We start from the raw sequence: 15,394 nt of genomic DNA, 5'->3' as shown, positions 1-15,394 counted from the left end.
GGAGTAACAGCGATCGCGATCGCCAAAACAATTTTAAAAGAAAGGGTGAAAAATTCTGGATGGCGTTTGTTGAGTAAATACCAAGCGCTAATTCCGCCAATGACAAACAGCGAGGTTTCCATAGTGGCAAAGAACATATGGAGAACACTATTAAGCATAAACGGATTAAAAATTGCCTGAAAATAGTCGCTTACTACAAAATTACCATTAATAAATTGTCCTCCCGCAGGAGTTTGTAACCAAGAGTTAGCGCTCAAAATCCAAAAGATCGACAGATTTGCACCTAGTGCAACCATAATTGTGGCAAAGTAGTGCATTACTGGTGGTACTCTTTCCCAGCCAAACACCATAATACCCAGAAATCCAGCTTCTAAAGCAAACGCCATTGATGCTTCAAAACCAAGAACGCTACCAAAAAAGTCTCCTACTGCCTGGGAAAAAGGGGCCCAGTTAGTGCCGAATTCAAATTCCATTGGTAGCCCAGAGGCTACACCGATCCCAAAATTGAGTACGTAGAGTTTTGCCCAAAAACGAGCATGATAATAATAGCTTTCGTTACGAGTTTTCAGCCATAGTCCTTCTACCACTATAAGATAGATTGCCATACCAGTAGTTAAAACTGGCCAAAGCATATGAAATATTGCCGTCAAGGCAAACTGTAATCGAGATAGGACTACTGTATCGGATAAAAATTCCATCGCTATGATCTCTATTATCTTGATTAAGCCTAATAACTTAATTATTGCAGAAGTACAAAATAGATGTAGTTGATGGAATTGCTAATTCTGCTTAAACTAAATCAGTCAACCATCTTTTACTTTAAGGTATAGATTTGATCTAACCATTCAAACAGCAAAACTAGAGATCAACAAAAATGATATACAGCTATTTAAGATCAGCATCAGCCCAGTCATCAAAGCAGCTTTGGCTTCAGTTATGTTTAGCACTTGAAGATAGCCTGCTTGCAAAGTAAGAGCGCTATAAGAACAACCGCCAAATATTAAGGGAATGACAATTGAGAAAGTCGAAATCGGGACAAATCCAATCAAAATTGCCGCGAAAGCCAAGGGAGCGATCGCTACCCCCGCTAGGAAAATATCCGTAGCAAAGCTACCTCGATGATGCCATAAACCGCGTAAAATACTTCCTGTTAAGATCAAGCAAAAAAAAGGAATTAAAGCAATCAAAAATAGCTGCCAAACAGGTGAAGCAAATAATATGCCGATCATATAGTAGCTACAGACAAAACACAGAGAAGATAATAAACCATAGATACTTCCCACCTGAATCAACTGGTTTTCTTCTAAGCGGGAAAAGGCAGGTAAAAGTCCACCGCTAGGATTGAGCAAAGATAAACTGATGGTAGTGAGAAAATTATAAGCCAAGCTGTCGTGGCGAGGCATCCGCTCCTTTTTACTTAGTTCATTAACTGTTTTTTGCGTGCGACGATAAGCATCATAGTTATTTTGTTGTCGAAATAATTGCGCTGCTTGGGCTAAATCGCTAACCGCCGAAAGCACATTTTGAGATTCTTTGTGAGCTATTCCTCGATAATAGTGAGCTTGAGGATGTTTTTGGTCGCGAGCGATCGCCGAAGTATAAGATTCAATGGCTGGCTCAATATATCCTAAACTATAACGCGCTCGACCCTGATAATAATAGGCTTTTGCTACCGTAGGATCAATCTTTAATACTTCATGGCAATCATTCAATACTCCTTGATTATCCCCCAGCTTGTAGCGCATTTCGCATCTTTTGAGGTAGGCATCAACAAATCGAGGGTTGAGCTTGATTGCTTGAGTATAATCATTAATGGCTTGACGATATTCTTTAGTTTGAGTCCGTTGCAAACCCCGATTGTAATAGTCTAAAGGTGTTTTAGGGGATGTTGCACCCGAATATGATTGATGTTGATTATTTTTCCGTGGTGTTTGTGGCTGCGGTTGAGGAATATGTCGGTCGAAACGACTACGCTTTGTGGCATCAGAAAGCACATCATAAGCTTGTGATATTTGCTTAAACTTTTCCGCTGCCACTGGATTGTCGGGGTTTAAATCAGGATGATATTCACGCGCCAAACGCCTAAAAGCCTGCTTAATTTCTTTGAGGCTTGCATTTTGGGCTACACCCAAAATTAAATAATAATTCTCCTTGTAATTCTCCGCCCTAGCCATTCAATTTCCACTGATTTCGGTTACCGCCTATGATTTTAGTTTAAAACCTCTAAATCTTAGACAGAATTAGCAACTATTATACGTGAGCGCTTTTCTCTCTGCTTTATGACCACTGACTTAGATAATATATTTTTTTTATCTACAATCGAGTTAGGCATCACTGATTGCTATAGTAATCTTGTCATTATGTAACAAAGATAGGTAAATTCAGGCGATAGCGTCTAATACAATTTTTTGATGTTTTTGTAGTTTTTTGGAAGTTGTAATTGTTACAATAAGACTTAGTTTATTCTCTATTTTATTTTAAACTTACTCTAAACTGCTAAAGTTGAAACAACTTTTTTACAATTGCTTAAGATTATCTAAATGATTTAGCTTTTATATTTGTTGAGCAATACCCAATCTTAAAGAACATTATATGCAAACGTTTGTGATCGTCTGGGTTGGACAAGTCGTGTCTTTGTTAGGCACAAAACTAACTGAATTTGCGTTGGGGTTTTGGATTCTCGACCAAACATATCAGGATACTGGTGCAATAACTCAATTTGCCCTGACGATACTATTTATGTATCTGCCCAAAGTAATTATTTCTCCTTTAGCAGGAGTTTTGGTTGACCGTTGGAATCGTCGCTTCACTATGATTATGAGCGATTTGGGAACAGGACTAGTCACGATCGCAATTTTAGCGTTAGTCTGGACGAATAATCTGGCGGTTTGGCAGATCTATCTAGCTTTAATCGTTTCATCTAGTCTTAATGCCTTTCAGCAGCCTGCTTATACAGCATCGATTTCCCAACTTGTGCCAGCCAAAAACTTTATTCGAGCCAACGGCATGGTACAAGCTTCCTTTGCGATCGCCAAAATCGCTTCTCCAGCGATCGCTGGCTTACTGATGCATCGGTTTGGTCTAAAAACCATCCTGTGTATTGACGCAGCTACTTTCGGTATTGCTATCTTGACTTTAATTAGCGTCAAGTTTCCCGATTTTAAACGCTACCGAAAAAGAACCAAAGTGGTCAACCAGGTGATTGCTGATGCTATCGACGGATGGAATTATATTGTCCTACGACCAGGTCTAGTACGTTTAGTCAGCTTTATTGCTATTAGCTATTTCACCATGGGGATGATTGAAGTGGTTCTCTGGCCTTTACTATATCAGCCAGGATCGACGACGCAACTTGGTTTTGTACTATCTGTTGGGGGCTGTGGTATGTTGGTGGGCAGCATCTTAATGAGCGTTTGGTCAGGGCCTCGTAATCGTGTTAAGGCAATTATTGGTTTTGTCGGGTTGCAGGGGTTAATAGTATTAATTGGTGGTCTGAAGATTTCTCCTGTTATTTTGGCATTCGGCATCTTTGGCTATTTATTTTCCCAGCCAATTATTGTTAGCTGTAACCAAGCAATTTGGCAGAGTAAAGTTCCTAGTCATCTTCAGGGTAGAGTCTTTGCCCTACAGCAAACCCTAGAGCGATCGCTGGCTATCTGTGCTTACTTGTTAGCAGGACCTTTGGTTGATAATGTTCTCAATCCTTTGATGAGAGAAGGTGGTGTTGTCGCTCAGATCATTGGCAAGGTAATCAATACTGGCATGGGTCAAGGGGTGACTTTGCTACTGGTAATTTTAGGCGTAATCAATTTAATCGTAGTAGCGATCGCCTATCGTGAACCTCGTTTGCGTTATCTAGAGCAAGAATTACCCGACCATAATCAGTTTGAAAATATAGCTAAAACTAAAGCTAAAGCTAGAGTAGCATAAGGATACTTTCTCTGACTGCTGGTCAAAGTTGAAGTCAAACTCCCGAAACTTTCATTAACTCGGCAACAGTAGAACAGTAGTTTTGCATCCCAAAGCTGGCAGGAGTCACAGGATTGGCGTAGGTAAAGTGGCGATAGTCGAGAGAGAAGCGACTCCAATCATCCATTTGAATTCGAAACAGCTTGATAAAGATATTGGTAAGCCAGATATATAAAGGAATGCGAAGATAGACCTTTTTATGGCAATAGTTGGTAATTTCGGCGATCGCCTGATCGACAGAAAGAGCTGGATTACCTAAAACCAGACAGTCTACTGTGCTTTGAGCGGCTGAACTAGATGTATAATCAGGATTTTCTAGCAAATAGCTAATTATCTTAGCGATATCTCTGGCGTGAATAAAGTGAAAACTACCGTCGAGGCTAAACCAACGAATCAAACCAATCCATTTAGTTACGTCGGTAATTCCCGCACTGAGATGGGAATAAGGCTTATTTTGCTCTCCGCCAAATACTAAAGTTGGGAATACGGCAAGGATTTTATTAGCGATCGCCAAGTGAGAAAGTTGCTCAAAGCACTGATATTTGGTGCGAATATAGTCATGTCCAAACTGAGATGCAGGTAACAGTAACTGGTTATGATGGTCTAAAATACTGGCGGTAGAAAAATAAATAACTCGTTCACAGATCTGTGGGTTGAGCAGTTTAATCAATGATAAAGTCTTAACTACATTGATTTCATAAGTTTCCTCTTTTCCTCCCCAAGCTGTAGCTGCCAAAATTGCGATGTTAATTTTAAACAGCAAATCACTATATTTTTCAATCTGAGACATGTCCCCTACTAAAAGATGAATTCCAGGACGAGCCTGATAATTAAATTTAAGCTTAGCGGGATTTCTTACTAGTAGATATAGTTCATGATTAGTGTTTTGAATTAAGCTCTCGGTTAGATAATGACCAATACAACCACTCGCACCAGTAATAAAAATCTGTTTCATAAATTAAAAGCTTGATTAAGAAAAATATATTTTACACTTAGGTTAAATTCATCATTAGGTTACTTTACTTTTTGTTCTTTGCAAAGAACAAAGGCATGGTAAACCATTAAAATCTAAGGTAGATGACACCCCTAATGTTTAATTTAAAGTTGACTAAAATTCTCTAAATAGTAAAGAGTGTTTAATAATACTAAATTGGAATCGAATTGGGCTACACTTATCTAAGTGGAACATCTGACAATTTCTAGACTTTAAATTGAGGTATAGGAGCTAATGACTACTTTAAAGTTGACTAAGCAAGACATTGTGGGAATTACAGAAGAGGAAGTTGCTGTTATTGCTGGTCGTTTAGAACAGGATGAATACAATACTCCTTTTGAAGCTTTAGAAGATTGGCACTTGCTGCGGGCGATCGCTTTTCAACGAGAAGAGCTAGTACAACCTTATATTCACTTGTTAGACATTGAAGCCTACGACGAAGCCTAGTCCTTCTCTGGTCATGAGCTTGATATATTAAAAATCAAGCAATCCTCTTGGCGATCGCTTTTAAGCAGCGATGGTAGCATTGTGATCGGGTTTAGTCAGTTAAAATCGCATCTTTAATTTAATTTCACTTAATTATTAAACGTGCTTTTACTATTGACTAGACTTATTTCGCTCTTAAGTTTGGCTTGAGCAGAATTTAATGAACGATATAAGACAACACAACTTAGAGTGATAAGATAAAATCATTACTATACCCTATATCTATAAAATTTAAGAAATATTTTAGTGAGTTTACCAGAAGCAGACACTCCTCTGTACAATCACACCCTACCAACTATCGAAGACTGGCTACGTAGCAAAGGTTGCGATCAAGATCGAGCCAATCTTCATTGTTGGCACTTGGCAGAATCAGCTTGGAAAGCAGAAATATGCTTGGAGACGGAGGAATTAACGGTACGCTATTTTGATGCTGAACAATCAAGCCAAAACCTCAGCCGTTCGTTTAAGTATTCTTTAAGTCGCCAAGATATAGAAGATGCGGTGTTTTCTGGACCATAATGAGATTAGGTTAACCAGCCCTTAGGCTTTGAGAAATCCTGTCTTTTTCTTCTTCTTGGTTTTAGATTTAGTTTTCTGGACTTGAGCCACTGCTGCTTCAAACAAGTTATTTAAGTGGATAGGCACACTGGCGATCGCTGGTAATTCAGGAACGGCGGGTTTATTGTATTCTTGCAGTAGCTTTTCTAAGTCTGTTTCCAGCTTAAAATCAGGATTATTTACATAGTTTTGTAGCAGCTTTTCTAAGCTGTCGGGATATTCTAAGCTCAACTGTTGCCAGACATAATAATTAGCTTCAGGCTGTTGCAAATACTTACGAATTAAAGGATGGCTGTTTTCCGCTGTTTGAGGATCTTGAGCTAGCAAGTTCGTAAATTTTTCGTGGTTGGGTAAAAACATCTGTCCCCACTTAGCTTCAGAGTATACCGTGACAGATTCTGCCTGCTTGATCTCTGGCGGTAAATCTACTTTGGGCATTACCATCGAAGTTGACTTGTTTTCCATAATCTTGGCTACTACTTGAGCATCTGCACCCAAGTCTGTCGCTGTGGTGGTAAATTCTGCCTCTGTTTTACCCGACTCCTCTAGTAATTGCGAGAAAGATTTAGAGTCATCTATACCAGCTTGCGCCAGCTTTTTTTGACTCATAATTGCCTGTAGTTCACCAATTTTTTGATTTAGCTTATAGCCAGGTAAAGTGAGGCGATCGCTGCCCATATAGGCCACAAATTCTTGATGGTATACGGCTACTGATGCCCAAGCCTGTGCTAATAATTCTGGCGCATCAGCATATAGTGATTCGGGGTAATGTTCACGAAATTCGCCAATAGCTACTGCTAGTTTGGGCTGACTCAATCGACCTTTAATAATGCGATCGCTAAAAAAGAACCATTCAGTCTGATTAATCGGTGCAATGATACAGAGAATAATTTCCCCTGGCTGCCATCTTGATGTCTCCTTTTCTGACATCGCCGCATAACCATAGACTTGATAGGTTTTAGCGGTTAACCAGTTCATCAAGTGATAACAGTCGGCTTCTATAGCTTGAATCTCAAACAAACCAATAAAATTTCTTTGCCAATGTTTGATAATTGAGATATCTGCTGAAGATAAATCTTGAGCTTGTTCGATAAATAAATCTAGGGGAGTTTGCTCTTCCACCTCACCTTGAGTTGAAAAAAGATCTACCGCCAAGTTCTGCTGCTTGATACCGTAACTGTTTTTCTTACCTTTTTGGGCAGCATAGTTTTCTAAGGCGACGGCAATCGCCCCTTGATCATCGTAAACAAAATCAACTAATTGTTCTTTTAACTCTAAGGCTCTAGTTAGGTTTGACATAGATAGATTTTAAATATAAGTAAGCGGTTTATGCTATCTTTAATCAAACAATTTACTATATAGCTTGTTTGTAGGAATTTTGCACCGTCAGTCTAATGTCAGTTTAAATTTGCTTTTAGGGTAACTTTTAGCGCAAAAGATACTAGTATTTTAGAGTTAAGAGCTAAAAATTAGTAAATTAAAACAAAACTAATTTCAGATCAGTCGTACTATGACTAAAAAAGTATTAGTAATTGGCGGTTATGGCAGAATTGGCAAGAGTGTTGCTCAAGATCTGCTCAAATATACTAATGCTGAAGTTACAATTACTTCTCGTCAAACCCAGTCAGAGATTCATCCATTAAAATTTCTAGCTTTAGACTTAAGCGATCGCCAACAACTAGATCAAGCGATCTCCCAGCAAGATCTAATCATACACTGTGCCGGCCCATTCCATTATCGAGATGGTAGAGTTTTGGCAAGCTGTATTGATCAGGGAATAGACTATATTGACGTGAGCGATCATCGTTCTTTTTATCAGCAGGTGATTAAATATCAAGAGCAGGCGATCGCTGCTGGCATTACGGCGGTATTAAATACGGGCATCTTTCCAGGTATTTCTAACAGCATGGTTAAACAAGGCATAGAACAGTTTGACCAGCCAGAAAAAATCCATTTAAGCTATGTGGTAGCTGGTTCGGGTGGCGCAGGGTTGACGGTGATGCGGACTACTTTTTTGGGGTTAAAGCATAAATTCTCTGCCTGGATCGATGGTAAATGGCAAGATATTTTACCCTACACCGCCAGAGAAATTATTGAATTTCCTGCACCCTACGGCAAAACAGGGGTGTATTGGTTTGATATGCCAGAAACCTATACCTTTGCCGATTCCTTCCCCGTAAATACTGTCATTACTAAGTTTGGCTCAATTCCCGACTGGTATAATCATTTAACTTGGATTACGGCTCATGTCTTTCCTGAAGCCTGGGTAAGTAGCCCTCAAGGGATTGAATTCTTTTCCCAAGTTAGTTACGCTATGACCAAAGTAACCGATCGCTTTAGCGGTATTGGCGTGGCGATGCGAGCCGAGATTACCGGAAAAAAGGCAGGTGAACCCAAGATCTATTCCAGCACTATGGTACATCAGGATACCGCGATCGCCGCAGGAGCTGGAACAGGCGCGATCGCCGAACTGATTTTGGCGGGTAGACTAAAACAACCAGGTATCTATCCTGTAGAGCAAGCTTTATCAACCGAGTTATTTATGGAAATGATGAATAGTCGCCAGATTGAAATTGTGGTTAATTCTTAAGAGCGATCGCTTTCAAGATTAAATTGGACTAGTAGACCTATAACTAACCTGAAGGTTTGGCTGACACAACTTAAAATTGACTCAGAAAAACATTTTAAAGAGTAAGCTTTTATGTACAATACCCCTTTAGTCATATTATTTCTAGGAAATTAATCATGGGACGTGCCGATAAAGTTGTTTTAGCTTACTCAGGAGGAGTAGATACCACAGTATGTATTCCCTACCTCAAAAATGAGTGGGGGGTTAAAGAAGTAATTACTCTTGCTGCTGACTTGGGACAAGGGGATGAATTAGAGCCAATTCAACAAAAGGCTTTAAAATGTGGAGCTGCCGAATCTTTGGTGGCGGATGCGACAGCAAGTTTTGTAACAGATTATGCTTTTCCTGCTATTCAAGCAAATACTCTCTATGAAAACCGTTATCCTCTCTCCACTGCTTTAGCGCGTCCTCTAATTGCTAAATTGCTGGTGGAAGCTGCGGAAAAATATGGTGCAGATGCGGTAGCTCATGGGTGTACAGCTAAAGGTAATGACCAAGTGCGCTTTGATTTAGGCATTATGGCATTAAACCCTAACTTAAGGGTATTAGCTCCTGCTAGAGAATGGAATATGAGCCGAGAGGAAGCAATTTCTTATGGTGAGCAGTTTGGGCTTGAATTTCCTGTGAAAAAGTCTTCTCCCTATAGTATCGATCGTAATTTACTCGGTCGCAGTATTGAAGCAGGTATCTTAGAAGATCCCATGGCAGAGCCTCCTGAAGAGATCTACTTAATGACTAAGGCGATCGCCGATACTCCTGATGAGCCAGAATATATTACCATCGGTTTTGAGCAAGGTTTACCCATCACTGTTAATGGCGAGAAGTTAGACCCTGTTACCCTCATTACTCAGCTTAATGAAACTGTCGGCAAACACGGTATCGGACGGATCGATATGTTAGAAAACCGTGTTGTGGGAATTAAATCCCGGGAAATCTACGAAGCACCTGCGCTCTTGGTTTTAATTCATGCTCACCGTGACTTAGAAAGCCTAACTTTGACAGGGGATGTCACTCAATATAAGCGGGGTATTGAGCAATCCTATGGTGAATTAATTTATCAAGGCTTATGGTATAGTCCTCTTAAAGCTGCTTTAGATGGTTTTATTCAACAGACTCAAGAGAGAGTTTCAGGAGAAGTTAGAATCAAACTACATAAGGGCAACGCAATCATTGTTGGTCGTCAGTCAGATAATTCTATCTATGCACCAGATCTTGCTACCTACGGTGCAGCAGACAAGTTTGACCACAAAGCAGCAGAAGGCTTTATCTATATTTGGGGTCTACCTACCAGGGTTTGGTCACAAAAAACTAGAGGTATGTAGTTAAATAATCATTAGGGAGGGGTGAATCGGACGCGAAGCTAATCCTTTAGGGCGATTCACCCTGGTAATCTCTTCTGATTATGACTCGGGATTAATATATTTCAAGATATCGGGATTTTTTTTGTCTGTTGGATAAACATATCCCAAATTAATCGCTATTCTTCTTCTTAAACCAAGAGAAGGATAAAGTGGGGTTGCTAGTTTTTCCGTAGCGTATAAATTAGCGGATTCAACTAAGCCTAGAGCTACATCTTTAGATAAGGTGTTGCCGAAGGTTTGCAAAACATTATTAGCACAATCATTTTTAAAAGCCTTTTCTAGTTCAACGCTACGTTTTTCATAGGCTAATAAAATTATATCCAAACAGGTAGCATAATCATAGGTATTCTTAAAATCAAAGGTAAATTGTTTGACTTTGCTATTTTGAGTTGGTGACTGAGCTAAATTAGGCTTGAGTTCAATTCCAGCTTGAGCTGAAATTGATAAAACTGATTGAGTAGTAAAACTGATTCCTATTGTTAATAAAATTTGTAAGAATTTTTTCATTTTTTGTAGCTCAATAATTTTAAAATTAGGTTTGTCTTGTTACTCATTTTCTTTCCCAAGATAAATGTTCAATAACAATTATGCCCAGGGATAATAAATTCAGCCAGCAAAGATGACACTTTACAAATCGTCAATAGTAAGAGGTAATAAGTAAGAAAATTCAAGATTTCACTCTTTTATGATTAATTTTATTATTAATATGTAATACAAATTTAAATATCTTTTGGCAAGGACGAGCTATAACCCAAACTAATCTGCCCAGGGGATAAAGCAATTTCAGTAGTTGCTCCAGGCGATCGCAATTTTAGCTTTAATTTTCCCTCGGTAGTTACCCCCACAACTTCTCCAGCACAGCCGTTGAAGTCAACTTGTTGTCCCAAACTAGCAAGAATTTCCAGATATTTATCTAGTAGCTGATCGATACCGACTGTCAAATAATATTCGTATCCTAACAAAATTCCATAAGTGGCGATCGCCGTTAATTCCTCTAAAGAACTGATAGCTTGAATATTTTTAGCTTGATAATAAGACTGCAAATTAATTCCTAGTTCAGGAACAGAATTTTGCCAATTAATACCAATTCCTACTACAGCCTGGACTAGCTTATTATGATTATTACGAGTTTCGATTTTAATCCCACCCAACTTACGTTGATTAAGCATTAAATCATTCGACCACTTAATAGTCACTGGTAACTGATAATGTCGCAAAGTTGTTCCCACTCCCCAAGCTGTTGCCATCACTAAATGAGGATAGTTATTAATCTCTAGATCTAAATCTAAACCTACCGAAAGATACAGCCCTCCTGCTACCGAGATCCAACTGTGTCCCCACTGTCCTTTTCCTGCGGTTTGGGAAAAAGCGATCCCACCTAGAGGACATTTAAGACCACGATCAATTAATTCCCAAAGTTTAGTGTTAGTCGAGGGAATACAATCAAAAATAGACAAAGCAATTGGTTGCTTAATATCTATTTGATGAGTGATTATTTTGCTTTGATTAATCTGCTGCCAAGTTTGTTGATATGTGTTTAAATTAAAATTCAATTTTATTCTAGGTACTGTTTTAGTTTTGTTGCTAATACTTGCACATTAGGCTCGTCCAGCATACTCAAATGATCTCCTGGGACTTGTTCAATTGTTAACTGAGGTGCTATTTCTTGAGCCCAACCAGCACGAGGGAATAGCATAAATTTAATTTTATGACTAAAAAAGCTAGCTAGCTCGGCTTCAGCAGATAAGAACAGGGATACTTTACCTGGGTATGGCTGAACAACATAAGGATCCGAATGTTGCTTGAAAGTGGGCAGATCAGCAGTAGGCTGCTGGCTAAAATTTTTGGCTTTAGTAGCGATTTTTCCTCCCAAATATTTTAACTTATCGATCATTTGGAGGTTGGCAAGCTTATTTAGTTGGGTTGGTAGAGTGTAGTTGAGGCGTTGGTAATTTTCATACATTGGATCGGAACCATCAGTATCTAAAATAGCGAGTAAAGCTACTTCTTTACCCATCGCTCTAAGCTGTTGAGCAATTTCCCAGGCGATTAATCCCCCAGTTGAATAACCAGCCAGAAAATAAGGAGCTTGAGGTTGAACAGCCAGAATATCCTCTAGATGGTGAGTTGCCAAAGCTTTTATTTGCCGTCCATTACAGTCTAGAGTGAAATAGCCTGATTCCATTAAATAAAATGGTTGTTCTGCACCTAAATAATTTGCCAGCCCTGCTGCTTCTTCATAAGCATTGGCGCAGAGAAACAAAGGAGGTTTGCTACCCTGATTTTGCATTGCTACCATCAGTGAATTAGGTCGAGGGCGATCGCCTTTTCGACCTGCCATGATCGTCAGTAATGCTTGATAATCGGCGGAATTAATCCCATCTGGAATAGTAGATAAATCTTGAATTGTGGGTTGTCCCTGGGCAAAACAGCTAGCCATTTGTTCCACCGTAGTTAAGCTTGAGATAGCATTAAGAGGCATTTTTTGCTGCAAAGTTTGCTCAATCTCACTCACTAAAGTCATCGCCAAAAGAGAATTTCCGCCTAATTCTAGAAAATTATTTTTAATTCCAATTGGTTTAATTTCTAAGACTTTTTCCCAAATTTTGGTCAGTTTAATTTCTAGCTCGCTATTAGGAGCAAGATAATTTTTGGCTGTGGTTTGAACAAAATCAATTCTGGGCAAGGCTTTGGGGTCAACTTTGCCGTTAAGAGTCAAAGGTAGGGCATCAATCGTCATAAAGCCAGAAGGCATCATATGAGCAGGAAGCTGTTGTTGAAGCCAGTGACGCAATACTTCATGATCGACTATAACGTTGGGCTGGTTAACTAGATAAGCGACTAAGCGCTGATAACCTGTGGCGTTTTCTTGTACTATTACTGCTGCTGCTTGAACTCCAGGGTATTGTAAGATAACTGATTCAATTTCACCCAGCTCAATACGAAAGCCACGAATTTTTACCTGATTATCGATTCGTCCCAGATAGTCAATCTTTCCGTCGGCTAGATAACGGGCTAAATCTCCTGTTTTATATAATAATTTTGACTTTTGACCCTGAGTAAAAGGATTGATCACAAATTTTTCAGCGGTTAACTTAGGACGATTTAAATAACCTCGGGCTAAACCTGCACCACCTATATAGATTTCTCCTGGAACTCCTACAGGAACTGGTTGTAAGTTTTTATCTAAAATATAAATCTGGAGATTGGGCAACGGTCTACCAATCGGGATGGTAGATAAGTTATCGAGCTGATGGGGAATTTTATAACTGGTAGCTACAACGGTGGTTTCTGTAGGACCATAAGTATTAATTAGTTGACAAGTTCCGACTAATCGATTCCAAATTGTTACTTGCTTTGGATTGACTGCCTCGCCACCAATAATTACTAAGCGAATTGATGGGGGTAATTGTAATTGCGGGTTGTTGGCTAATTCCGCCGTGAGTAAATGCCAAAAAGCGGTGGGTAAATCTAAAATCGTGATGCCATAGTCACAAGATTTTGCTAGTAACAATGAGGGCAAGTAGCCCATTTCTTCACTGCGTAAAACTAATGTCCCTCCCGCGATAAGACAGGGATAGATTTCTTCAATTGACGCATCAAAACTAATCGAAGCGAATTGTACAATGCGATCGCTTTGGGTAATTTCATATTCTTGTACTGCTGCTTGAGCAAAATTCACTAAAGCTCGATGAGGAATCTCTACACCTTTGGGTTTTCCTGTGGAACCAGAGGTATAGATTACGTAAGCTAGATTGCTGGGATTAGGTTTATGGGACTGTAGGAATGTCGGGCTAGATGGAAGATTACTATCGAGGGAGATTAGTTGTATTTTGTTTTGACTTACAGTGACACAAGATGCAATTTTGGCTTGTAAATGATTTTGAGTCAGTATCAGAGAGATTTGGGCATCTTGAATAATATAGTCTAAGCGTTCTTGAGGATAAGTTGAATCTAAGGGCAGATATGCACCACCAGCCTTGAGAATGGCTAAATTAGCAATTACCATTTCCAGCGAACGCTCAACGCAAATTCCTACTAAAACTTCTGCTTTTACGCCAATTTCTTGTAAGTAATGGGCTAAAGCATTAGCTCTTTGGTTTAATTCTTGATAGGTTAATTGTTGTTCTTCAAAAATTAACGCGATCGCCTCTGGAGTTTTGGCTACCTGGCGTTCAAATAATTGATGAATACACTGATCATCAGGATAATCGACCTGAGTATTATTCCAAGAAACTATTTGAGTTTTTTCCTCTGGAGTTAAGAGATCTAGAGTAGCAATCTGGCGATCGGGATGAGCCACAATACTTTCGAGTAAAACTTGAACATGACTCATCATTCTGGCGATCTGAGCAGTTTCAAATAAATTGCTATTGTAGGTGAAGCTACAGGATAGTCCTTCAGGCCGCTCAATAATTTTTAAGATCAGATCGAGATTAAAAATTTCCCAATTTGGTTCTTCTAGAGTTTCTTCAGCAAGATTTTGTAGTTCAAACAAAACCTGAAATAAAGCTTGATTTTTAGAGTTTTGTAGCAATATTTCGGCTATTTCAGAATTAATTGCTAGACTTTGATGCGTTTGAGCATCCAAAGTAATTTGTAAAATTTGAATTAATTCATTGAAACTATTGTCAGAGTTTAACTGTAGTGGTAATAGACTAATATTGTCAAATATATCAAATTTATTTTTAATTGTTAATTTGTTTTTATTTTTAATTGGCGTGCCAATAATTATTTCGGTTTGATTAGTATAACGATAAAGAAGTATCTGAAAAGATGTCAGTAAAATGCAGTATAAAGATACTTTTTCTTGATTACTAATAGTGGTCAAAGATTCATATAGCTCTTTGGGCAAGAGTAATGACTGACTAGCAATAGCCAAATCTTGGATTTTCGCTCTGGTCTTGGCAGTAGGAATTTCTAAAATAGGTAAATTACCTGATAATAGCTTTTCCAAGAAACTTAGTCTGGCTTCAATACTATTTAGTTTTGATAGACTTAATGTTTCAAGAATATTTGACTCGGAGCTAAGCTGAATTGATTCTGACTCTTGGCTCAGATTATTTTGCTTAGAATTTAAAGATACAGATAAGATATCAGTATTTTTACTATCCATTAAATTGAAATACTATCTAAATATAAATTAATGTTAATTGCCTAAATTAATGGGAGTATCCCCCTGAGCAATTAGGCAATTATACTTGGTATCAAAACAGCTTTTTTTCCAGATTTTTTCGCACTTGACAAAATACACAAATCAGCGAAGTAAAAAAGGTGGGATGCTCCCAAACAAATCAATAATAAAATATATTTTTCTGATTGCCAATCCATCCTAGTCAAAATAAATAGATAACTAAAGTAAATCAATAAAATATTGATGTAGCAAAAATTAGAACG

At 38.6% G+C, this 15,394-nt stretch carries 12 protein-coding genes; 5 read left to right on the top strand and 7 right to left on the bottom strand.

Annotated features, from left to right (window positions below):
- A partial coding sequence (locus C7B62_RS14880) for a cytochrome ubiquinol oxidase subunit I (RefSeq protein WP_146132111.1) occupies positions 1 to 698 on the bottom strand: 698 nt, incomplete at its 3' end.
- A gap of 147 nt (positions 699 to 845) precedes the next feature.
- Positions 846 to 2,174, bottom strand: a complete 1,329-nt coding sequence (locus C7B62_RS14875; RefSeq protein WP_106237924.1) for a DnaJ domain-containing protein — start codon at positions 2,172 to 2,174, stop codon at positions 846 to 848.
- Positions 2,175 to 2,592: 418 nt separating this feature from the next.
- On the opposite strand from C7B62_RS14875, the gene C7B62_RS14870 reads away from it, so the two are divergent.
- Positions 2,593 to 3,930 carry an MFS transporter gene (locus C7B62_RS14870; RefSeq protein WP_106237921.1) on the top strand — a complete coding sequence of 446 codons (1,338 nt, stop codon included), beginning with the start codon at positions 2,593 to 2,595 and terminating at the stop codon, positions 3,928 to 3,930.
- Between the two features lie 34 nt (positions 3,931 to 3,964).
- Here C7B62_RS14870 and C7B62_RS14865 read toward each other — a convergent pair whose 3' ends face one another.
- Positions 3,965 to 4,924: an NAD(P)-dependent oxidoreductase gene (locus tag C7B62_RS14865; protein ID WP_106237917.1), complete on the bottom strand. Its 960-nt coding sequence runs from the start codon at positions 4,922 to 4,924 to the stop codon at positions 3,965 to 3,967.
- Positions 4,925 to 5,197: 273 nt separating this feature from the next.
- Here C7B62_RS14865 and C7B62_RS14860 point away from each other — a divergent pair, with 273 nt between their 5' ends.
- Both C7B62_RS14860 and C7B62_RS14855 read left to right on the top strand, forming a co-directional pair.
- Positions 5,198 to 5,410, top strand: coding sequence for a DUF2555 domain-containing protein (locus tag C7B62_RS14860; protein ID WP_106237913.1), 213 nt, complete (start codon positions 5,198 to 5,200; stop codon positions 5,408 to 5,410).
- Positions 5,411 to 5,695: 285 nt separating this feature from the next.
- The gene (locus C7B62_RS14855; RefSeq protein WP_106237910.1) at positions 5,696 to 5,968 is read left to right on the top strand and encodes a DUF3143 domain-containing protein; all 273 of its coding nucleotides are present in this window, start codon (positions 5,696 to 5,698) and stop codon (positions 5,966 to 5,968) included.
- Between the two features lie 21 nt (positions 5,969 to 5,989).
- On the opposite strand, the gene C7B62_RS14850 is transcribed toward C7B62_RS14855, so the two are convergent.
- Entirely contained in the window at positions 5,990 to 7,306 is a 1,317-nt protein-coding gene (locus tag C7B62_RS14850) for a hypothetical protein (RefSeq protein ID WP_106237906.1), read from the bottom strand.
- A gap of 211 nt (positions 7,307 to 7,517) precedes the next feature.
- On the opposite strand from C7B62_RS14850, the gene C7B62_RS14845 reads away from it, so the two are divergent.
- Both C7B62_RS14845 and C7B62_RS14840 read left to right on the top strand, forming a co-directional pair.
- Entirely contained in the window at positions 7,518 to 8,597 is a 1,080-nt protein-coding gene (locus C7B62_RS14845) for a saccharopine dehydrogenase family protein (RefSeq protein WP_106237903.1), read from the top strand.
- Positions 8,598 to 8,752: 155 nt separating this feature from the next.
- The gene (locus tag C7B62_RS14840; protein ID WP_106237899.1) at positions 8,753 to 9,958 is read left to right on the top strand and encodes an argininosuccinate synthase; all 1,206 of its coding nucleotides are present in this window, start codon (positions 8,753 to 8,755) and stop codon (positions 9,956 to 9,958) included.
- Between the two features lie 78 nt (positions 9,959 to 10,036).
- On the opposite strand, the gene C7B62_RS14835 is transcribed toward C7B62_RS14840, so the two are convergent.
- The 3 genes from C7B62_RS14835 to C7B62_RS14825 form a co-directional block, all read right to left on the bottom strand.
- Positions 10,037 to 10,504, bottom strand: a complete 468-nt coding sequence (locus tag C7B62_RS14835; RefSeq protein WP_106237895.1) for a hypothetical protein — start codon at positions 10,502 to 10,504, stop codon at positions 10,037 to 10,039.
- A gap of 212 nt (positions 10,505 to 10,716) precedes the next feature.
- Complete coding sequence (locus C7B62_RS14830) at positions 10,717 to 11,550, bottom strand: biotin--[acetyl-CoA-carboxylase] ligase (RefSeq protein WP_106237892.1); 834 nt, start codon at positions 11,548 to 11,550, stop codon at positions 10,717 to 10,719.
- A gap of 2 nt (positions 11,551 to 11,552) precedes the next feature.
- Complete coding sequence (locus C7B62_RS14825) at positions 11,553 to 15,113, bottom strand: amino acid adenylation domain-containing protein (protein WP_106237888.1); 3,561 nt, start codon at positions 15,111 to 15,113, stop codon at positions 11,553 to 11,555.
- Positions 15,114 to 15,394: the final 281 nt, after the last annotated feature.

The organism is Pleurocapsa sp. CCALA 161 (assembly GCF_003003995.1).
Classification (GTDB): Bacteria; Cyanobacteriota; Cyanobacteriia; order Cyanobacteriales; family Xenococcaceae; genus Waterburya.
Note: the sequence above shows the minus strand (reverse complement) of the source record. Positions and strands in the feature narration are given on the sequence as shown.

What these genes read in the sequence shown, in the direction of transcription:
- C7B62_RS14875 (WP_106237924.1), bottom strand. Translation starts at nt 2,174, where the DNA reads ATGGCTAGGGCGGAGAATTACAAGGAGAATTATTATTTAATTTTGGGT.
- C7B62_RS14870 (WP_106237921.1), top strand. Translation starts at nt 2,593, where the DNA reads ATGCAAACGTTTGTGATCGTCTGGGTTGGACAAGTCGTGTCTTTGTTA.
- C7B62_RS14865 (WP_106237917.1), bottom strand. Translation starts at nt 4,924, where the DNA reads ATGAAACAGATTTTTATTACTGGTGCGAGTGGTTGTATTGGTCATTAT.
- C7B62_RS14860 (WP_106237913.1), top strand. Translation starts at nt 5,198, where the DNA reads ATGACTACTTTAAAGTTGACTAAGCAAGACATTGTGGGAATTACAGAA.
- C7B62_RS14850 (WP_106237906.1), bottom strand. Translation starts at nt 7,306, where the DNA reads ATGTCAAACCTAACTAGAGCCTTAGAGTTAAAAGAACAATTAGTTGAT.
- C7B62_RS14845 (WP_106237903.1), top strand. Translation starts at nt 7,518, where the DNA reads ATGACTAAAAAAGTATTAGTAATTGGCGGTTATGGCAGAATTGGCAAG.
- C7B62_RS14840 (WP_106237899.1), top strand. Translation starts at nt 8,753, where the DNA reads ATGGGACGTGCCGATAAAGTTGTTTTAGCTTACTCAGGAGGAGTAGAT.
- C7B62_RS14835 (WP_106237895.1), bottom strand. Translation starts at nt 10,504, where the DNA reads ATGAAAAAATTCTTACAAATTTTATTAACAATAGGAATCAGTTTTACT.
- C7B62_RS14825 (WP_106237888.1), bottom strand. Translation starts at nt 15,113, where the DNA reads ATGGATAGTAAAAATACTGATATCTTATCTGTATCTTTAAATTCTAAG.